General features: G+C 67.8%; 17 protein-coding genes. 8 read left to right on the forward strand and 9 right to left on the reverse strand.

What is annotated here, in order from left to right; all coding sequences use genetic code 11:
* The first annotated feature begins 11 nt into the window (after positions 1-11).
* Positions 12-1,580, forward strand: coding sequence for a threonine/serine exporter ThrE family protein (locus ACIA12_RS22560; protein ID WP_396369001.1), 1,569 nt, complete (start codon positions 12-14; stop codon positions 1,578-1,580).
* Here ACIA12_RS22560 and ACIA12_RS22565 read toward each other — a convergent pair.
* The gene (locus ACIA12_RS22565; RefSeq protein ID WP_396369002.1) at positions 1,577-2,548 is read right to left on the reverse strand and encodes a zinc-binding dehydrogenase; all 972 of its coding nucleotides are present in this window, start codon (positions 2,546-2,548) and stop codon (positions 1,577-1,579) included. The genes ACIA12_RS22560 and ACIA12_RS22565 overlap by 4 nt on opposite strands.
* 54 nt (positions 2,549-2,602) lie before the next feature.
* On the opposite strand from ACIA12_RS22565, the gene ACIA12_RS22570 reads away from it, so the two are divergent.
* The gene (locus tag ACIA12_RS22570; RefSeq protein WP_396369003.1) at positions 2,603-3,394 is read left to right on the forward strand and encodes an AraC family transcriptional regulator; all 792 of its coding nucleotides are present in this window, start codon (positions 2,603-2,605) and stop codon (positions 3,392-3,394) included.
* Here the strand turns inward: ACIA12_RS22570 and ACIA12_RS22575 are convergent.
* The 3 genes from ACIA12_RS22575 to ACIA12_RS22585 all read right to left on the reverse strand — a co-directional run bounded on the left by ACIA12_RS22575 (position 3,391) and on the right by ACIA12_RS22585 (position 6,733).
* Positions 3,391-3,852 carry a hypothetical protein gene (locus ACIA12_RS22575; RefSeq protein ID WP_396369004.1) on the reverse strand — a complete coding sequence of 154 codons (462 nt, stop codon included), beginning with the start codon at positions 3,850-3,852 and terminating at the stop codon, positions 3,391-3,393. The two genes, ACIA12_RS22570 and ACIA12_RS22575, sit on opposite strands and share 4 nt — an antisense overlap.
* A 26-nt stretch (positions 3,853-3,878) precedes the next feature.
* Positions 3,879-5,405 carry a DUF4185 domain-containing protein gene (locus tag ACIA12_RS22580; RefSeq protein WP_396369005.1) on the reverse strand — a complete coding sequence of 509 codons (1,527 nt, stop codon included), beginning with the start codon at positions 5,403-5,405 and terminating at the stop codon, positions 3,879-3,881.
* Between the two features lie 80 nt (positions 5,406-5,485).
* On the reverse strand, positions 5,486-6,733 hold the full coding sequence (locus tag ACIA12_RS22585) for a glycosyltransferase (protein WP_396369006.1): 1,248 nt from the start codon (positions 6,731-6,733) through the stop codon (positions 5,486-5,488).
* Positions 6,734-6,920: 187 nt separating this feature from the next.
* Between ACIA12_RS22585 and ACIA12_RS22590 the strand changes: the two genes are divergently transcribed.
* The 3 genes from ACIA12_RS22590 (at position 6,921) to ACIA12_RS22600 (ending at position 9,171) form a co-directional block, all read left to right on the forward strand.
* Positions 6,921-7,325: a cyclic nucleotide-binding domain-containing protein gene (locus ACIA12_RS22590; RefSeq protein ID WP_396369007.1), complete on the forward strand. Its 405-nt coding sequence runs from the start codon at positions 6,921-6,923 to the stop codon at positions 7,323-7,325.
* A 148-nt stretch (positions 7,326-7,473) separates the two neighbouring features.
* The gene (locus ACIA12_RS22595) at positions 7,474-8,430 is read left to right on the forward strand and encodes an adenylate/guanylate cyclase domain-containing protein (RefSeq protein ID WP_396369008.1); all 957 of its coding nucleotides are present in this window, start codon (positions 7,474-7,476) and stop codon (positions 8,428-8,430) included.
* Positions 8,431-8,451: 21 nt separating this feature from the next.
* A complete protein-coding gene (locus ACIA12_RS22600) occupies positions 8,452-9,171 on the forward strand; it encodes a GNAT family N-acetyltransferase (RefSeq protein ID WP_396369009.1) in 720 nt (239 codons plus the stop codon).
* Between the two features lie 20 nt (positions 9,172-9,191).
* On the opposite strand, the gene ACIA12_RS22605 is transcribed toward ACIA12_RS22600, so the two are convergent.
* The gene (locus tag ACIA12_RS22605) at positions 9,192-10,460 is read right to left on the reverse strand and encodes an HAAS signaling domain-containing protein (RefSeq protein WP_396369010.1); all 1,269 of its coding nucleotides are present in this window, start codon (positions 10,458-10,460) and stop codon (positions 9,192-9,194) included.
* Positions 10,457-10,786 carry a PadR family transcriptional regulator gene (locus tag ACIA12_RS22610; RefSeq protein WP_343967149.1) on the reverse strand — a complete coding sequence of 110 codons (330 nt, stop codon included), beginning with the start codon at positions 10,784-10,786 and terminating at the stop codon, positions 10,457-10,459. The genes ACIA12_RS22605 and ACIA12_RS22610 overlap by 4 nt, the downstream gene beginning before the upstream one ends.
* A 181-nt stretch (positions 10,787-10,967) precedes the next feature.
* On the opposite strand from ACIA12_RS22610, the gene ACIA12_RS22615 reads away from it, so the two are divergent.
* Positions 10,968-11,903, forward strand: coding sequence for a helix-turn-helix domain-containing protein (locus ACIA12_RS22615; protein ID WP_396369011.1), 936 nt, complete (start codon positions 10,968-10,970; stop codon positions 11,901-11,903).
* Between the two features lie 156 nt (positions 11,904-12,059).
* Here the strand turns inward: ACIA12_RS22615 and ACIA12_RS22620 are convergent, their stop codons facing one another.
* Together ACIA12_RS22620 and ACIA12_RS22625 are read right to left on the reverse strand one after the other, a co-directional pair.
* Positions 12,060-14,372: a glycosyl hydrolase family 95 catalytic domain-containing protein gene (locus tag ACIA12_RS22620; protein WP_396369012.1), complete on the reverse strand. Its 2,313-nt coding sequence runs from the start codon at positions 14,370-14,372 to the stop codon at positions 12,060-12,062.
* A gap of 44 nt (positions 14,373-14,416) precedes the next feature.
* Positions 14,417-16,429 (reverse strand): Xaa-Pro dipeptidyl-peptidase, encoded by a 2,013-nt coding sequence (locus ACIA12_RS22625; protein ID WP_396369013.1) that lies wholly within the window; start codon positions 16,427-16,429, stop codon positions 14,417-14,419.
* A gap of 147 nt (positions 16,430-16,576) precedes the next feature.
* Between ACIA12_RS22625 and ACIA12_RS22630 the strand changes: the two genes are divergently transcribed.
* Together ACIA12_RS22630 and ACIA12_RS22635 are read left to right on the forward strand one after the other, a co-directional pair.
* On the forward strand, positions 16,577-17,590 hold the full coding sequence (locus ACIA12_RS22630) for a LacI family DNA-binding transcriptional regulator (RefSeq protein WP_396369014.1): 1,014 nt from the start codon (positions 16,577-16,579) through the stop codon (positions 17,588-17,590).
* 29 nt (positions 17,591-17,619) lie between these two features.
* Positions 17,620-18,534, forward strand: a complete 915-nt coding sequence (locus ACIA12_RS22635; protein ID WP_396369015.1) for a 1,4-dihydroxy-2-naphthoyl-CoA synthase — start codon at positions 17,620-17,622, stop codon at positions 18,532-18,534.
* Between the two features lie 22 nt (positions 18,535-18,556).
* On the opposite strand, the gene ACIA12_RS22640 is transcribed toward ACIA12_RS22635, so the two are convergent.
* The gene (locus ACIA12_RS22640) at positions 18,557-19,537 is read right to left on the reverse strand and encodes a ricin-type beta-trefoil lectin domain protein (RefSeq protein ID WP_396369016.1); all 981 of its coding nucleotides are present in this window, start codon (positions 19,535-19,537) and stop codon (positions 18,557-18,559) included.
* Positions 19,538-19,665 lie beyond the last annotated feature (128 nt).

The following is a 19,665-nucleotide window of genomic DNA, read 5'->3' on the forward strand; positions in this document are numbered from 1 at the left end:
AAAGGAGCACGGTGGCCAAGCGCGGCGATTCGGCAGCCGACGGGGGCAAGACAGGCCCGCCGTCGCTCGACGTCACCCTCACGGAGGACCTGCGGCTGGGTGAACGCCGGCAAGCTGAGCGTCGCCGGGCCGAGCGGCGACGGCATGATCGGCGGGAGTCGGAGCCGACTACTGGGGAGTTGTCTGTCGATGAGTTGTCGGCCGAGTTGCAGGCTGCTGAGGAGCGCGCGCGGGACGAGCAGCGTGAGCTTTATCGCACCCTCGATCTCGCCCTGCGGATCGGTGAGGTCGTGCTATCCAGCGGCGCCGGCACCGCGGACGCCACCGCCACCATCCTCAGCGTGACCGCCGCCGCCGGACTGCGCGGTTGCGAGGTCGACATCACCTTCACCTCGATCGCGATCTCGTACCAGGCCGCGCCCGACGTCGCCCCCGAGACGCACATGCGCATCGTCCGGTACCGCGGCCAGGACTTCTCCCGCCTGACAGCCGTCGACCAACTCGTACGCCGCTTCGTCCGCGCCGAACTCACCCGCGAGGAAGCCAGCCGCGAGCTGGCCCGGATGGTCTCGGCCGGCCCGCCGTTCCCCCGCTGGAGCTCGGTGGTCGCCTGGGGCGTGATGGCCGGCGGCGCGACCCTGTTGCTCGGCGGCGGCTGGCTGATCACCCTCGTCGCCGTCGTCACCGCCTGCTTCATCGAGCTCAGCAACCGCTGGTTCAACCGCCAGCGCCTTCCCGCCTTCTACCAACAGGTCGCGGGCGCGTTCGTCGCCACCGCCGTGGCTCTGATCCTGTACGCCGTCCACGCCCCGGTGAAACCATCGCTGGTAGTTGCCGCCGGCATCATCATGTTGCTGGCCGGCATCGCCCTCACGGGTGCCGTCCAAGACGCGATCACCGGGTACTACGTCACCGCCGCCGCCCGAAGCCTGGAAGCGATGTTGCTGACCGGCGGCATCATCGCCGGCGTCTCGCTGGGCATCAGCCTCGGCATCAAGCTGGGTCTCCCGGTAGCCATCGAGGCCCAGACGATCCAGCTCAGCAACCTCCCCATCATGGTCGGATCCGGTGCGCTGATGGCCGTCGCGTTCGCCTACGCGTCGTACTCGCCGCTGCGTTCCCTGCTTCCGATCGCGATCGTCGGCGGACTCGGTTCGCTCGTCTTCACGCTGATGTCGCGCGCGGAGTTCGGCCCGGCGTGGTCGACCGCGGCAGCCGCCTTCACCGTCGGCCTCACCGGCTACTCCCTGGGCCGCCGCTCCGGGGTCCCGCCCCTGGTGGTCGTCGTCTCCGGCACGGTCCCGCTGCTTCCAGGACTGACCATCTACAAGGGTTTGCTCGAGTTGATGAGCCTCGGCAACCTGATCGGCATCGTCTCCCTGGCCACGGCGGTCGCGATCGGCGTGGCCCTTGCGTCGGGCGTGATCCTCGGCGAATACGTGGCTCAACCGATTCGGCGTGAGGCCCGTCGGCTGGAGGACCGGTTGGCCGGTCCTCGCCTGGTGGGTCCGCGGCGGCCGGTACGGCGTCGTACCGAGCGCTCGCGGTCCCATCGCTCGCGGCGCACCCGCAGTAGCTAGGGAATGACGACCACCTTGCCGGTGGCTTGGTTGTTCTCCATGTAGTCGTGCGCTTTGGCGATCTCGTCCAGGGTGAAGACGCGGTCGAGGTTGGGTCGGTAGATGCCGGCTTCGACCTCGTCGACGATGCGCTGCAAGGCGGTGGTACCCGCTGCGTCCTTGCTGTGGAACGTGGTGAGCCGGGTGCCGGACGGGATCATCGCGATCGGCTCGAAGTCCGGGATCGACCAGCCGCTGAGTGATCCGGACACGCAAACCGCGCCGCCGCGACGTACCAACCGCAGCGAATCCACTGCGGTCCTTGCGCCCACGAGGTCCAGAACGTAGTCGGGGCCGTCGGGCCAGATCGCGCGCACCGCCTCGGCCAAGGACTCACCGTCGTCGATGAGGACGTGATCGACACCAGCCGCGGTCAACGCCTCGGCCTTGTCTGTACTCCGGGTAGTCGCCGCAACCGTGATTCCGTGGCCGGCGGCAATCGACGCGGCCGCCATGCCCACCGACGAGGTCCCGCCGCGAATGAGCAACCGGCCCTCGGTGATCTCCAGCGCGTCCAGTGAGCCCTGCGCGGTGAGGTACGTCTCGGGGAGTGCCGCCAAGATCTCCCAAGGCAGATTCGTCGTGATCGGCATCAGCAGCGAGTTCGGCAGCAACGCGTACTCCGCGTAGCCGCCGTCGAAGGCCCGGCCCATCTCGCCCATCACCGCCGCGACGGTCGCGCCCTCCGGTACCCGCGGATCCGTCGACGCCGTCACGATCCCCACGCACTCGATCCCGAGCACACGAGGGAAGCTCACGCTCGGCGAGTGTCCCTGGCGCGTCCGCAGCTCGGACCGGTTGAGCCCAGCGCCCTTCACCTGCACCAGACTCCAGCCGTCACGGACCTCAGGCATCGGCACCTCCCGGATCTCCAGTACTTCGGGATCGCCCGCTCTGACACAGACCGCCGCTCGCATCGTCGTTCGCATGCCTCAACTGTCGCCGCGGGCTCTCGTGGCGGGCCACCGGTAAACCGCCAACTCATGCCCGTTGGCCGCCAATCTCCGTCGTCTCCCCAAACGCTGCATCTGTGGCCGTCCGGAGGAGTACACGTCTGGCCGTCGGGCGGGACGAGTTCGGCGCACTCGCACCCGCGGGGGCATCTGGTGTACGCGGCACGCGGCGTCCTGTCGGTCCATACCGAAGAAGGCACATCGGTGGTCCCGGCGAATCGAGTCGCGTGGACGCCCGGCGGGTTCACCCACTATCACCGGGCTCACGGCGATACCGACATGCGAATCCTGTTCCTGACCGCCGCGCAGGCCCGGCTCGTGCCATCCCGTCCGTCGGTGTTCACCGTCTCCGACCTCGCCCGCGAAGTACTGCTGACACTCACCGGCCCGCGCAGCTATGAAGCGGACGGCCATGCCAGCGCCGCCCAGGCCCGACTCGTACGTGTCCTCATCGACGAACTCGACCAAGCTCACGAGCAACCCCTGCAACTCCCCGAGCCCCACGACGACCGGCTCCGCGCCCTCGCCCAGCTCCTGTACGACGACCCCGCCGACAACACCTCATTGACCGAACTCGGCCGCACGATAGGCGCCAGCGCCCGCACCCTCAGCCGCCTACTCCGCGATGAACTCGGGCTGACCTTCTACCAATGGCGCACCCACCTCCGCATCTGCCACGCCCTCATCCTGCTAGCCGAAGGCCACGACACGACCCACACCGCCCACGCCTGCGGCTGGTCCAACCCCAGCAGCTTCATCACCGCCTTCACCGCCCTGGTAGGCACCACCCCCGGCCGCTACCGGAGTTCGTCCAGCGGCTAACGCAGATAGCCGAGTTCGTCGATCACCCGAGGTGGAGGGCCGAGGAACAGCCTCGGATCGGTGGTCGCATAGCCGATGTTGAAGGTGTCGAGCTGGTAGATCCATTCACCGCTGTTGTAGTGCACCAAGCGGTAGTTGAGCTGCCACCGCAACCACTCGCCGACCTCGAGCTGCACGGCCGGATGCCGGCTGCGCGGCGGCATCGGATAGTAGGTGCTCGGGAACACCCGCAATCGGCCGTTGTCCTCGCTCAGCTCCAGCCCGAACAGGTCGAGGTCGCCCGTCGACACCCTGGGCCGATAGTCCGACCACTGCTCCATCTCGACGCTGTGAAAGATCGGGCCCGGCCCGGGCGGCACCGCGAAGGCCAGCGGGATGCCGTTCCGCGCCGCCGCATTCGGCCCACCTCGGGACTCCTTGCCCCACCGGGTCCGTACCCGCTGTACCACGACATCCACAAGCGAATGGTGGCATCAGCGCAGGGTCACCGAACCTCCTCGAGTACCACGTCGTCGAGCTGAAGCCAGACATCTTGGCCGTGTCCGAAGAAGCCTGCGTAAAGCTGGATCAGGGACTCTCGGCCGGTGTTGAAGACAGTGCTTACTTGCGTGTACTGCGGGCGGGGGCCGCTGGTCTTCTGGGTGAGGGTTTTGCCGCGAAGGGTTCGGGCGCCGAGCATGGTCTCGGTGTTGTTGTCGGCGGTTCGGAGCCAGGCGGAGAGTCTGTAGCGGTGGTGGGGGCGGACGGCGACGGTTTGCTGGAGTTGGTGCTGGCCGATCGAGTCACGGACGAAGGCGTTGTTGGTGCCGGTATGGCCCAGGTTGGTGCGGTCGATGCCGCCGTGGCCGTTGAGTTGCCACGGGGGTGAGGGGGCCGGGCCGGTTTGGGCTTCGAAGCCGGGATCCGTTATCAGGTTGGTGATGGCGCCGTCGTCGGTGAGTTTGGTGTGCATCAGGAAGACGTTGTACGGGTCCCATTGCGACATCGTGAAGTAGAGGTCGGGGCCGGTGGACCACGGGTGCATGAAGGTTCCGTACAGGCCGGGGAAGTCGGTGCCTCGGGCAACCACTTGCTGACCGGACCACGGGCCGGTGAGGGATGCGGCGGAGCGCAGTACGACGGAGGCTCGTTGCTCGTCGAGGTACATCATCAGCCACTTGCCGAGATAGGCGTTCCACTGCACGGACACCTCGCTGATCGGCCCGGCAGCGATCGGTACTGCGGAACGCTCGTCGCGCGACCAGTTGCTGCCGTTCCAATAGCGCCACGCGTTCTTCGACAACACCTGCTTCTCCGGTACGCGAGCCAGGTGCGCGTTGCCGAACCGGCCGTTCGGAGTACCGATCAGGTAGACGTAGCCGCCCGACCGGACCAGCGCGTTCATCTGGAAGTTGTCGTCCCAGGCGGCCGTGTTCTTCCAGATCGCCTTCGGATCCTTCGTCCAGGTCTCGCCGTTGTCGTCGGAGTAGGCGAAGCCCGAATGGTTCGTGAACCAACTGCCGGCCGGACCCCAGTAGTTGACCGACATGTACTGCACGTACTGCCGCTTGCCGACCGAGATCCCCGCGGTCGGGATGACGGTGTGCTCGTCGCGATCGATCTTCTTGCAGCCGAGGAACTCCTTGGCGTGACCGGGCCGGTCCTCGGCCGCGCTGTCGAGCGTCATGCCGTCGGCGAGGTTGCGGTCCTTGCTCCGGAACAGCAGGTTGCAGCGCCAGTCGATGGTCGCCGGGTCGCCCGCGCCTCCACCGGGACCGGTCCAGCCGCTGCCGTAGCTGTCACCGAACGCGGTGAGGATCTCGCCCGAACCGTTGTCCCAGAGAATGCCGAGGTCGGTCGCCTTGAGACCGAAGCGGGCCTCGGTGTCGTTGATCGACCCCGGTCCGGTGAGCTTGGCGACCCGCTCGGCAGGGGACGGTACCGCCGAAGCGCGGGCGTCCGGTGCGGGGTTGGCCGGCAGCAGCGCGGCTCCGAGCAGCACGGGCAGGATGAGGACCAATCGCTTCCGCATGGCGCGTCTCCTTGGCGGTCTGAGCGCGAGAAATCGATTTCCCAGACACCGTAGCCAGGTCGGCGGATCAGGTCAACGCTTCAGTGGCGCAGGGACTGTTCGAAGGCGTCGGCGGTCTGGGTGACGGGGTCTTCCTCGCGGAGCAGGAGGGCGAGTTCGGCCGCGCGTTGACGGGGGCCGTCGGCAAGCATCGATTCGAGGGCCGCGAACAGGGTGGGTTCGCTCAGGTCGGTGAAGCGCAGGGTGCTGCCGACGCCCATCCGCTGGAGTTGCGCGCCCCAGAAGGGCTGGTCGGCGAAGACGGCGCAGACCACCGTCGGCAGGCCGGCGCGCAAGGAGGTGGCTGACGTACCGGCGCCGCCGTGGTGGACGGCTGCCCGGCAGCGCGGCAGGACGACGTCGTGGTTGAGATTGCCGACGACGCGGACCGCGCTGTTGTTCGTGGCACTGGCTCTGAGGGTGACGAGCGCGCGGACGCCGAGAGTGTCCGCGACCTTCTCGATCATCGTCAACGCGGCGTCGGGGTCGAGTACAGGCATGCTGCCGAAGCCGAAGTACACGGGTGGTTCGCCGTCATCCAGCCAGGCGTCCAGCTCGGGATCGACCAGGTCGTCGAGCAATCTGCGCTGCTCGGCCGATGGTGCGAGGAAGCCGGTCAGTGGCCGCCGGGCATCCCAGTCGGCCAGCTCTGGTACGACGTGCCGGCTGTAGGCCTGGATCTCCAGGGCGCCGGAGCTGGCGAGCCGGCTGCCGGTGGTCTCCGTGGTCTGGGCCAGGCCGACGCGGGCGCGGAGCTTGTTGACGTAGGGCTCGAAGAGCGGCCAGTTGGCTCTGTCGATCTCGGCGTACGTCTCCAGGTTCTTCTCCGGGGAGAAGATGTCGGTGGAGACGAGCAGGTGCGGGAAGGCGCTGTTGCTGCGGATCGGGGCGTGGTAGACCGACGCGTAAGGGATGCCGGCCGCTTCGGCGATGATGGTGGATTCGAGTTCGGTCGCAGTACCGGAGATCAGGGCATCGGCGTCGGCTACGAGGTCGATCAGGTCGGCCTGGAGTTGGTCCGCGACCCGGTTCTTGTGGTCCATCAGCCAGCGGACGTAGGACTGGAAGTCGCCCGCGGCCAGCCATTTCTGGCCCTGTTCGGACTCGAGGAACTCCCGGGCGCTGGTGCGCAGATCGATCGTCCGCAGACCGAGCGCCTCCCCGATCCAGACCAGATCGGACGACAGTCCGAGCGTGACCTCGTGCCCTCGCGCGGCCAGTTCCGCGCCGAGGACCGCCATTGGTTGCGCGTCTCCCCGGGTCCCCATCCCCACCATTGCTATTCGCATGCGCCCACCCCTGAGCTTGGTACTACGGACCCTGACTCTAAGGGGCGAACCGCCATTACGTCGCCTTCCTGCCCAACCCCTGGTCGGTGCTGGTGTGACCCCGGTACGAATCAACCGTTAGAGTTACTGACTGGAAACATCGGCCTGCTATCGCTGGGTCAAGGCCCGGCGGGCTCGGAGGATCGTTGTGGCACTGGGTAGGACGTCCCCGCGGGACCTGCCGCTGTTCGCGGACCTGTCCGGCCGGGAGATCAAGGACATCTTCCGGGCCGGCGAAGAGGTCTCGGTTCCGGCCGGCTGGTCGCTGATCCTGGAGCAGACGCCACCCGACGCGGCGTACCTGATCCTGAGCGGCACCGCCTCGGTCCGGGTCAAGGGCGAGGAGATCGCCGTCCTCGGCCCGGGCGACATCGCCGGCGAGGTCGCGGTCCGGCAGAACCGGTTGCGGACGGCAACGGTCACGGCGAAGTCGCGGCTGCAACTGCTGCACTTCACCCGGGAGAAGTTCGACGACCTGACCACCCGCCTGCCCAACTTCCGCAACGCCATCGACGCCACCATCACCGAGCGCCGTGGTCCCCAGACGAACTGACCGCTCCGGAACCGGCGCCGCTCCCGGAGCGACGCCGGCCTCCCAAGCATCCGAAGCGACGGCTTCCGGGCCGGCATCCGAGCGGCCGGCTCCGTCGGCATCCCAGCCGGGCGGGACGGCATCGGAGCCCGAGCCGGATCTGGGGTTGTTGCAGCAGGAGTTTGAGCAGGCGTTGCTGGGTGGGGAGCGGAAGTTCACCCGGATCGAGGTGTCCGAGCGGGCCGGGATCTCGATCGAGCGGGCCGAGCAGATGTGGCATGCGCTCGGCTTCGCGACCGTACCGGACGACGAGATCGCCTTCACCGACGGTGATGTCGAGGCGCTCCGGCTGGTCGCCGCGCTCGAGGACGACGGCTTCATCGATCCCGCGGTGGAGTCCTCGCTCGCCCGCAAGCTCGGCCAGACCCAGTCCCGGCTGGCGTCCTGGCAGTCGGCGATGTTCCTGGAGCGACTGGCGGGCGCCAAGCTGTCCGCCGACGACGCGATCGAGGTCGCGACGCTGTTGCTTCCAGCAATGGAACGGTTGCAGACGTACGTCTGGCGGCGACATCTGGCCGCGGCGGCAGGGCGCGCCGTGGCCGGCTCCGACGAGTTGTCCCGCGGCGTCCGGGTGGTGGGTTTCGCCGACATCGTCAGCTACACCAGACTGACCAGGCGCCTGTCCATCGTCGAGCTGGGCAAGCTGATCGAGCGCTTCGAAGGGCTGGCCGCCGATGTGGTTGCGCTGAACGGCGGGCGGGTGATCAAGTCGATCGGCGACGAGGTTCTCTTCGTGACCGACACACCCGCGCAGGGTGCCGCGCTCGCGTTGGCCTTGCAGGACAAGGTGCTGGAGGCCGGTGACATGCCTGAGCTACGGATCGGGCTCGCGTACGGCAGCATCCTGATCCGCCTCGGCGATGTGTACGGCGAGGTCGTCAATCTGGCGTCGCGGCTGACCTCGGAGGCGAAGCCCGGACGGGTCCTGGTCGACCGGGAGTTGGCTGCCGCGCTCGACGGCAATCCGGCGTACCGGTTGCGGAAGCTGCGGCGGGTCTCCGTGCGCGGGTACCACCATCTGTCGCCGTACGCGCTGCAACGTGCCTCCTCCTCCGAACGACCCTGACGTCTCAGGGACAATGGCTGCGTGCATGAGATCGCAACCGCTGGGGAGTTGGCGGCGAGAGCCGATTGGGACGCGTTGGTGGTGTGGGGCGGCCAGGGGCTGGTGGGCGATCGAGCCCGCGCCTGGTACGCCGGTGACGCGGTTGCGGTAGCCGTCGCCGATCTGTCGAAGCATGATCGGCTGGTGGTGCGCGGGCCGTTGGCCGACCTTGTCCCGCTGGTCGGTTCGCTGCTTGGCGAGCTGGGGACGGGCTTCCGGCCGTTTGGTGAGGAGGCGTTGATCCGCGAGTTGGTTGCGCGGGTGCCGGAGTTGTCGCTTCGGGCGACTTTCGGGTGGATGGAGACGGCGGCCGTACCGTCCCAGCCGACGACGGCTGCCTGGCTGGACGGCGACGATGGGGTCGAGGCGTTGTTGAGCGAGGCGTCGCCCGAGTCCTATGCGTGGCCGGGGGCTTCCGGCGTACTGCGGTGGGCCGGTGTTGTGGACGAGGCCGGTGAGCTGTTGAGCATCGCGGCGGATGGGTGGAGTGCGCCGGAGGTCGGGTTCATGGCCGGCGTGGCGACTCGGCCGGATGCTCGGGGGCGGGGGTTGTCGCGGGAGGTTTGTGCGTTCGTGACGGCTGAGTTGGTGAAGCGGCATGGGCGGACCGGGTTGATGGTCCACGGGGACAACGAGGCCGCGATCGCCGTGTATCGCAAACTGGGCTACACGTATCGCGCGGTTGCCGCGGCGCACATGTAGCCCAGTTGCTTTGGGGCAATTCAGCGAGTTGGCGTGATGGTGAGCGTGACGCCTGGCTTGCCTGTGGTGGGCGGCCCGGTCGGGGTGGGCTTGCCAGACGAGACCGGGACCGACGGCTTGGCGGTCGGGGTGGGCTGAGGTGTCGTGGTCGAGCCCGTGGTCGGGGTGGTGGCCGGGGCCGGCGGTGGGACGAACGGGGCCTTGTCGGTCTCAGTGCACGGCGTGATGTCGTTGCCGTTGGCATCCGTTTGGGTCGGCTCGTCGGTCCGGACGATGGCCAGCGGGTACACGTTGCTGACCGATTCGTCGCCGCCGAGGGTGCCGTTGCCGGCGGCGCAGTTCCGCAGCGGCAGGCTGATCGGCTTGCCGTCCTGGTCGTAGAGGCGGACCTTCACCTGGCGGCCCTGCTCGTCGAACGGGTATACGTTGCTGATCGAAGTACCGTCCAGCGTCAGACCGCTCTGGGAGTAGTAGTTGTTGCTGCTCGGGGTGCTGCGGTAGTTGGTGAAGGGGCCCGCAGAGCCGCCGACGAAGCTGTATGCCAGCCAGAGCGGGACGATGATCGTCGCGACCACGTTCAGCGGTACGACGTACCAGAGCCAGCGACGGTCCTGCTGGGTCTTGCGGCCGATCCAGACCGAGACGATGGCTCCGGCCAGCGCGCCGACCACCACCACGGCGGCCGCGCCGGACATGGCGAAGACCGCGCCGCCGCCGACGATGCCGCGGGCCACCCACCAGACGGGCTGGCCGATGGTGACCAGGTCACGTCTGACGTTCGGCGGGATCTGGTCGATCAGGTTGCGGAGCTGCTCGGCGGCTTGCCGGCCGCGACGCGTCTCGAGGACGATGTGCGGATCCCTGCCCTGCAAGGCGCGCACGCCCATGAAGGCGGCCCCGGCGAGCAGGATCACTCCGATCGTGCCGAAGAAGGCGGCTTCGCTGATGCCGTTCGTCAGGCCGATGATCAGGAACAGCGGCCCGGCGATCGAGGCGATGATTCCCCAGGTGAGAGCGGCCTCGGCGCCGGTGCGCTCCGGCTTGGGCGCTTTCGTGCGGGGTGGGTAGCCGGCCGCGGTGCGGAGCTCATCGGCGTACTGGGTGGGAGTGCCGAGGCGGTTCTGCAATGCGGCGGCCGTCGGCTCTTCCTCGAACTCGGCGGCGACCTCGCTCAGATGGCCGGTCACGTCGTCGAGAACCTCGGCCAGTTCGCCCGGCGGCAGGTCGCTCAGCTCGGCCTTCACCTGGGCCAGGTAGGTCGCGACCGGTCCGGTCAGGGTGCTGTTCACGCAGCCGCCTCCTCGAGCAGCAACACCGACATCGTGTCGGCGAAGTGGTTCCACGTCTTGGTGGACTCGGCGAGCAGATCCAGGCCGGTCTTGTTCAGCCCGTAGTACTTGCGGTGCGGGCCCTCCTCGCTGGGCTGCACGTACGACGTCAACGCGCCGGCCGCGAACAACCGCCGCAACGTCCCGTACACCGACGCGTCCGCGACATCTTCGAGCCCGGCGGCGCGTAGCCGGCGCAGTACGTCGTAGCCGTACCCGTCCGCGTCCCGCAACACCGCCAGGACGGCCAGGTCGAGCACGCCCTTGAGCAGCTGACTCGGATCCATCGCCTCCACCACCTCCGCTTAGGTGCACCGCGAACCCGGACCCCTCAGACCGGCTTCGCGGTGCTCTGCCGACCACACTACTACACACCGCAGAGTACTCCGCAATCCTGTTTCACTGGCTGGGAGCAGTTGGGGGAAATCGATCAAGTCGGGTGGGTGGGTTTGCGGGCAGAGTGGAGCTATGAACTCAACGGATGTGTTCGCCGGCTTTGTCGCCGCGGTCGCCGACAGCCTTGATGAGGCTCGGACGACCGGGTGCGATCTGGCTCAGCGGGTGCATATGTCCCGCTCGCACTGCGACCGGGTGATCGCGGCGATCGCGGGTGAGTCGCCCTCGGCTTTCCGGCGGCGGCTGTTGCTGGAGCGGGCGGCGTACCGGCTGCTGGCGGGGGATACCGGCGTACTGGAGTTGGCGATCGAGTCGGGATACGGATCGCATGAGGCTTTCACCAGGGCGTTCGTCCGGGCGTTCGGGATGTCGCCGCGGGAGTGGCGGCGGGAGTCGTCGCGGCGGTTCTTCCTCGCTGCACCCAGTGGGGTTCATTTTCAGCCACCGGCAGGTTTGCGCCTGCCCGCACAGAAGGAGACGAGAGGGATGGATGTACTGGTACGGATGGTTGAGCACCACGTATGGCTCACCGGCGAGATGATCGAGCGCGGCGCGCGCCTGGACGCCGCAACCCTGGACAAGCCGATCGAGCTGTCCGTCGAGGGCATCGACGACGACGTGTCGATCCGGTACCTGCTGGATCGGCTGGTGTGGCAGGAGGAAATGTGGCTGGCGTCGGTCGAGGACCGGCCGTTCCAGGTGCCTGAGTGCGGCCGCGAGGTGACCACGCCGATCGCCGAGCTGCGCACCCGGCACGCCGACGCCGGCTCCCGCTTCGTCGCGCTGGTCAACCGGCTGAACGAGGAGGGCCGCTTCGACGACAGCTTCGTCGACACCACCTGCGAACCACCCCGCGTCTTCACCTACGGCGGAATGGTCGCCCACGTCCTGACCTTCGCCGCCCACCGCCGCTCCCTCCTCGTCGGCGCCTTCCACACCGCCGGCATCACCGACCTGGGCTTCGGCGACCCCATGCACTACATCGCCGACGGATCCCCAACCACCTGACCCAGTTCGACCCTCGAAGCTCGCCGCAAAGTAGTTGCCCAGGGCACCTTGTGCACCACCCAGTCGCTCCATCGCATGAAGACTGCCCACCCGGTGCACAAAGTCGCCAGGGAACGAGTTGGCGCGGAGGGGCGTGGGGCGGATGGTTGCGGCGGGCTAGGGGGTGGGGGCGGGGGTTAGTTCTACGGGGGCGGTGATCAGTAGCTCGACGAGGTCGTCGCCGTAGCGGACTCGGGTGGATTGGTTTGGGGTCAGGGGGGTGATTCGGGCCTTGGTCAGGCGGCCTTCGCGCCAGGCGAGGTCTACGGTGAAGCCGCCTCGGGCTCGGAGGCCGCGAACCTCGCCGGTGGGCCAGGCGGTGGGGAGGGCGGGGAGGAGTTCGATTTCGTCGGGGGTGGACTGGAGGAAGAGTTCGGCGAGGGCTCCGGTGGCTCCGGTGTTGCCGTCGGTGGCGTAGATGTTTTCGGTGACGCCGGCGATACCGGCTACCGAGTAGGAGAGCAGGTTGGCTTCGCTGGCGTCGGAGATCAGGGCCCGGTAGTGGGCGAGGGCCTGGTCGCCGTTGAGCAGCCGGGCGTAGTACGCCATCAGGTTGGCTTCGACCCACTCCGTCTGCTCCCAGCCGTCGGCGGACTGGCGGCGGTTGATCGTGGTTTCGCACGCCGCGGCCAACAAAGGGTGTTCGCGGGGAGAGATCTGGCGTTCGGGGTACAGAGCGATCAGGTGCGAAGTGTGGCGGTGGCTGGGGACGGCTTCGTCGAAGTCGGTGAGCCATTCCTGGAGCTGGCCGTGCTTGCCGATCTGGAACGGTGGCAGCTTCTTCCGGGCGGCCTCGAGATGGCTGCGGAAGGTCTCGTCGGTGTCGAGCAGGACGGATGCCTCGCTGCAGATCCGGAACAGCGCCTCGATCAGCACGGTGTCGCAGGTCGCCCCCATCGACAGGGAGCATTGCTCGCCGTCGGGCGTGAGGTACCAGTTCTCCGGCGAGTCGGACGGACCGCTCAGCAGCAGGCCGGTGGCGGGGTCTTCGGTCAAGTACGCAAGGAAGAACTCGGCCGCGTCACGTAGTACCGGATAGGCGCGAGTCTCCAGGAACGACAGATCTCGGTTGTACTCGAAGTGCTCCCACAGCTGCAACGAGATCCAGATCCCGCTCGTCACATGCATGCCCCAGCCAAGACCCCAGCCCGGCGCGGAGTACCCCCAGGCGTTGCTGACCGTGTGCGAAACCCACCCCGGTACGCCGTAAAGCTCCCGAGCCGTCCGTTGCCCACTGCTGCGAAGCCGCTCGATCCAGTCGAACAGGGGAAGCTGAGACTCGCCGAGCCCGGTGATCTCGGCCGCCCAATAGTTCTGCTGAGTGTTGATGTCGAGGTGGAAGTCGTTGGTCCACGGCCCACCCGAAGCCAGCCCGTCGTTCCATAACCCCTGCAGAGCAAGGGGAAGCGGCGAATCCGCACGCGACCCGGCGATGGTCAGGTACCGCCCGTACTGGAAGTACAGCGCGAGCAACTCGGGATCCTCGCCACCCTTCGCCAGCAACTCGCGCCGCTCGTCCGTCGGCAGTCCCCGGACAGCCTCCTCGGTCCGCCCGAGGTCGAGCGCGACCCGGCCGATCAACGGCGTGTAATCGTCGAGATGTGCCTGCTTGAGCGTCTCGTAGTCGGCGGTCTTCTGCACCAGACGCGAAGGCCGATCGGCGGGATCAGCGCCCAGCCAGTCGGTGCCGACAGCAACCAACACAGTGGCTGAGGTGGCGTTCCCCACGACCAGCTGGTTGTCGGAAGCAACAACAGAACCATCGGTTGTCACGCGGGCGCGAATGTCGACCAAGGCGCCGGTGGAACCGTTGCTGTGCAGGCTTTCGTGGGCTTGGCAGGTCAGTTGGAGGGTGTCGTCGGCGGCGACAGCAGTACCTTCGCTGAAGGAGATCGTGAAGTTCACCGGCGCGCTGTTGGTCAGCCGCACAACGATCACCGAGTCCGCGTGTGAGGCGAACACCTCCCGCTCGAAGACGATCCCGCCACGCTCGAACCGAGTCCGCACGATCGCATCGGTGAGATCCAGTGACCGTTCATAGGTAGTTGTTGCTCCGTCGACGGCGAACTCCACCAGGAGTTCCGGTAGCTGGACGTTGGTGCCGAATGCCGTCGGGCGGCCGAGCAGGTGCTCGCCGGCCAGGGCCTGCGCCGCGGCGTACTGACCTTCCAGCAGGAGTTGCCGGATAGTCGGCAGGTTCTCGAGTGCCGTCGGGCTCACGTCCGTCTCAACAGGTGCGCCGGACCAAGCGGTCGATTCGGAGAGCCGGATACGCTCCACCCGATCGCCGGAGAAGACCATCCCGCCCAGCCGCCCGTTCCCGATCGGCAGCGCCTCGAACCAGCGCTCCGCGGGCCGGCTGTACCAAAGCCGTCCACCATCAAAAGGCGACGTGGACGGCTGCGGCTGAACTACGGAGTACTCGAGCATGCCCCAACCCTAGGCGAATTAATTCACCCAGGTAAGTATGCAGCTCAGCGAGTGGGATCGTGCAGGTCCGGGCGCTCGCTCGGGGTGGTGATGGTGACCTTGACCGGGGCGGCCTTGGCGGCGGGCGGGTTGATCTTGCCGATGGTGATCGGCAGGTTCAGCTTGCTGCCGGCCAGGTCGATGTCGATCGTGGCGCCGGAGTCGTTCGGCGTGGTCCAGTCGTCGTCGCTCAAGGTCACCGCGAGGCCGAGGATCCTGCCCTTCGGGATCACCTCGTCCTGGGCCCGCAGCGGGACGGTGACGGTCGCCCACTTGCCGGGCGTGAGCGGGTTCGGGTTGCTCAGCGAGGCGCTGTGCGCCGCGTCGATCCAGCCCCGGCTGACGATGCCGTGGTCGCTCTGCTCGGTCAGCTTCTCGATCTCGAAGTAGCAGGAGTCGTCGTAGCTGACACTCGAGCCGTAACAGCTCGGCACCTTGGTGGTCTTGATACCCGCGTACCGCTCGGCCTCGCCGTACTCGACCAGGCGCGCGGTGACCGGCGTGGTGGCCGAGTCGGACTTGATCCGCAGCGTCACGGTCGGTGTGCCGCTGACCCGGATGGGGGCCGGCAGCGGCGCGGACAGGAACATCTGCCGGCCCGCGATCACCTCTGACGGGGTGGCGACGATGTCGTCCTCGGTCAGCGACGGCTCGTCCGTGATCGTCACCGAACCCTTGCCGAACGAACCGAGCTTGCCGGCCGCCAGCGGCACCGGCACGGTCTTGCGAGTGGCCGGCCAGGTGCTGTAGTTCTTCCACTGGTCCGGCGCGGTCTCGACGGTCGCGATCGGCTCGCGCATCACGTTGTTCTGCAGGTCCTGCAGCCAGTAGTCGAACCACTTGTGCAGCTCTTCGGTCCACGCCTGGCGACGGAAGTCGAACGGGTCGACGTGGTCTTCCAGGCCGAGCCAGATCTTGCGCTTCACGCCGTTCTTGCCGAGCGCGTCCCACCATTGCGCGAAGTGATTGGTCTGCACGTTGTAGTCGTTCAGGCCGTGCGTCATGAAGACCGAGGCCTTCACCTTCTTCGCATCCTTCACGTAGTCGCGCTCAGCCCAGAAGCTGGTGTAGTTCCCGGTCTCGTCCGCGTCCTGTTCGCCGAGGTCCGCCCGGACGGCATCGCAGGCCGGCGTCTGGTGGCCGACGTAGCCGCCCAGCCAGGGCATGTAGTCGATCGAGTACGGCACGCCGCCGGAGCGGGTGTAGTCGTACCAGGAGGAGATCGCCGAGATCGGCACGATCGTCTTCAGCCCCCGGACGCCGGTGGCGGCGACCCCGTTGGCCAGCGTCCCGTCGTACGACTTGCCGATCATCCCGACCGAGCCGGTGGTCCAGGTCGCGCTGACCGGATCGCCGTTGCCGGTGTGCGCGGTGTTGCGGCCGTTCAGCCAGTCGATCACCGCGACGACGGAATCGATCTCGTCCTTGCCGCCGACATCACCGCAACCGGTCGAGCGACTGGTGCCGACCACATCGACACCGACCACGGCATAACCGAGCGGCACGAAGTAGTTGTCGTAGTACAGCGGCATCTTCTGGATGTCGCCGTTCTCGTCGTAGGTCTTGGTCTCGCCCTCGTTGCCGCGTCCGCAGCAGGAGTAGTACGGCGAGGCGTCCATGATGACCGGGATCTTGCGGCCGGCCGCGGCCGGTTCGCGGGGCCGGACGATGTCGACCGCGATCACGTCGTCGGTGCCGTCGGAGTCGGTGTCCATCGTGGTGTCGACGTAGACCGACTCGCGGATCGCGTTGCCGTAGTCGTAGACCGGCTTGGTGCTGTGCGTGCGCGGGTCCACGTTCGGCGGTACCGACGAGGTCGCTGCTTGTTCAGTCACCGGCGGCGGGGCCACCTGGGCGCCCTGTGCCGAGTTCTGCTGCTCCGGGGTCTCGGAGGGGGCGAAGACTCCAGCCGGCCCGTCCAACGGCGGCGCGGCGGCCGCGGTACCCGTGACGGTACCCAGGCATACCAGCGCGGTGGACGAAGCCAGAAGGAGGACCCTGGCGCGGACGGTCGTCATGGCTTGGAAGGCTAGTCATTCGAGGGCCGCAAAGCCAGGTTCTGCGAACATTGCCCGGTAGATCTCCGCCACAGACGGTGATGGCGACGCCACTTCCGATAGTGTGACCGCCACCCAGGGGGAGATGTACGGAAGGTGGGTAAGGCGATGAACCTGCGAGCACCGGTGACTCTGCTCGATGTGGCGCAGCGGGCGGGTGTGTCCGTGGCGACCGCTTCCCGCGTCCTGAACGGCGGGGACCGGGTGCCACGCCCGGAGCTGCAGGAACGCGTCCGGGACGCGGCCGCGGCGCTCGGCTACACGCCGAACGCGCAGGCCCAGGCGCTGGCCAAATCGTCCACCAATCTGGTCGGCATCCTGGTCCACGACATCGAGGATCCGTACTTCGCGGCGATCGCGAACGGCGTGATGCGGGCCGCCGACGAACGAGGTCTGCTGGTGATGATGGCCAGCACGTTCCGTGACAGCGACCGTGAGATTGCTTACCTGTCTTCTCTGCGCGCCCAGCGTGCCCGGGCCGCCGTGATGATCGGTTCCCGCCGTACCGACGCCGAAGGGCTGGCCCGGACGGCGACCGAGGTCGAGACGTTCCTCAACTCGGGCGCGGGCCTGGCGCTGGTCAGCCAGTCGGGCATGCCGGCCCACACGATCGAGCCCGACAACCGGGCCGGCGCGGCCGAGCTGGCGCGGTCCCTGGTGGGTCTCGGGTTGCGCAAGTTCGGCGTACTGGCTGGTCCGGAAGGGCTGGCGACGGCGCGGGACCGGCGGGACGGGTTCATCGAAGGGCTGGCGGAGTCGGGGTTGGAGCCGGTCGCGGTACAGGCTGGTGAGTTCACTCGTGACGGTGGGCATGCGGCCGCGCTGGAAGTCCTTGCAGGCAAGGCGGATCTCGACTGTCTGTTCGCTGTCAACGATGTGATGGCGGTTGGCGCGATGTCGGCGCTGCGGGCGCAGGGCATCGACGTTCCGGGGCAGCTCGGGGTGGCCGGCTTCGACGACATCGCAACCCTGCGGGACGTCTGGCCGGGGCTGACCACCGTGCGGCTGCCGTTGGAGCAGATGGGTCGCCGGGCGCTGGAGCTCGCGGTCGAGGGCGGCGAGCCGAAGACCGAGACCTTCAAGGCCGAGGTCGTACTGCGGGAGAGCACCCGGCAGCGCTGAGCGTTGCCGGGGCTGAATATGCTCGCGGGGTGACTGATCCCGCGCAGGTCTCCGAGATCTTCGACCCGTCGGCCTGGAAGCAGGTGGACGGGTTCGAGCTGACCGACATCACGTACCACCGGGCGGTGGATGCCGGTGTGGTGCGGATCGCGTTCAACCGGCCCGAGGTACGCAACGCGTTCCGGCCGCAGACGGTCGACGAGCTCTATCGGGTGCTCGACCACGCGCGGATGTCGTCCGACGTCGGGTGTGTGCTGATCACCGGCAACGGGCCGTCGCCGAAGGATGGCGGCTGGGCGTTCTGCTCCGGTGGCGATCAGCGGATCCGGGGCAAGGACGGCTACAAGTACGCCGAGGGCACGACCGCCGACACGATCGACCCGGCCAAGGCCGGGCGGCTGCACATCCTCGAGGTGCAGCGGCTGATCCGCTTCATGTCGAAGGTCGTCATCTGCGTCGTACCTGGCTGGGCCGCGGGTGGTGGACACAGCCTGCACGTCGTCTGCGACCTGACGCTGGCCTCGGCCGAGCATGCGCGGTTCAAGCAGACGGATGCGGATGTGGCGTCGTTCGACGGAGGGTTCGGGTCGGCGTACCTGGCCCGTCAGGTCGGGCAGAAGTTCGCCCGGGAGATCTTCTTCCTCGGCGACGAGTACTCCGCGGACGATGCGTACCGGATGGGCATGGTGAACAAGGTCGTGCCGCACGCGGAGCTGGAGACGGTCGCGCTCGAGTGGGGCAAGAAGGTCTGCGCGAAATCACCGACCGCGCAGCGGATGCTCAAGTACTCGTTCAATCTGATCGACGACGGCCTGGTCGGCCAGCAGATCTTCGCCGGCGAGGCGACCCGGCTCGCCTACGGCACCGACGAAGCAGCAGAGGGCCGCGACTCCTTCCTGGAGAAGCGGCCGGCCGACTGGTCCGACTATCCGTATGCCTTCTAGAAAACCCTTGTAGACAAGGCGGTTACGGCTGCCGCCACTGCTGCTCGGGGGCTCCGGTGCAGCGGCGGAGGAACAGCCGGCCGCCGTTGTCGTCCTTGTCGGCGGTGATGCACTTGCCTTCCGCGGCGGGGTTGATCAGCTCGTTCTTCTGAGTGACCCGGAACTGCTGGGCGGCGTTGCCGTTGCAGGCGACGAGCTGGACCGGGGTGTTCTCCGCGATCGATCCCCAGGCCAGGTCCATGCACTGACCCAGCGAGCGGACCGTGCCGTCGGAATTGAACGCCCAGGTCTGGCCGGCAGCCTTGGTGCAGTCCCAGAGCTGCAGTGGGGTGCCGTCGTTGCCGGAGCCGGCCCGGCCGTCCTTGACGTCGACGCAGCGCTTCGAGCCCTCGCTCTGCAGCGTGGTCGGAGTGTCCGTGCGGGGCCGCAGCGCCTGACCCTCAACGGCCATGCCCTGTTTACCGGGCTCAGTCACCTTGACTGTCGTGGTGGCCGTAGAGGTTGTTGTGGCGGTCACAGTCGCGGGCTTCAAACCGGCCGGCGGAGGTGCCGTGACGGTCACCGGAGGCAGCGTCACGGTGGTACCCGGCTGAACCACGGTCACCTTGCCGCCCGGTGCGGTCATCGTCACCGTCGCGGTGGCGACCGAGACGCGTGGGGCGGAGGTGATGGTGGCGGTGGCGGTGGAGGTCGTGGTGGCGGTTGCCGTGGTAGTTGCCGTGGGCACCTTGGTCGGCGTACCGGCCGGAGTTCTGAGGGCGAGTGGAGCGTCGACCGCGACGACGGTGTCCGACTTGGATCCCCCACCCAGGTGGGTGATCAGCGGTACGGCGACGGCCGCGCCGGCCACGAAGGCGGCGACGAAAGCGGTCGTCGTCCAGGCCCGGCGGTCAGGCATCGGCGCCACCCGCGGCAGCAGTGGCCGACGGGCGAAGGTCTTGGCGAAGCGGGCCGAATTCTCTGCGCCGGACCGGCGGGAACCGAACAGTCGGGAAGGCCGCACGTCAACTCCATGGGTGGGGGCGGAAGCGGCCTGCCCATCGTTGTCAGGGCATGGCCACCACGAGAATCTCCCGAACCGGGGTCCGGAGTCAACGCATCCGTGAGTCACGCTCTCATTACAGTCAGAGA

Source organism: Kribbella sp. NPDC051620, assembly GCF_044453825.1.
Taxonomy (GTDB): Bacteria; Actinomycetota; Actinomycetes; order Propionibacteriales; family Kribbellaceae; genus Kribbella.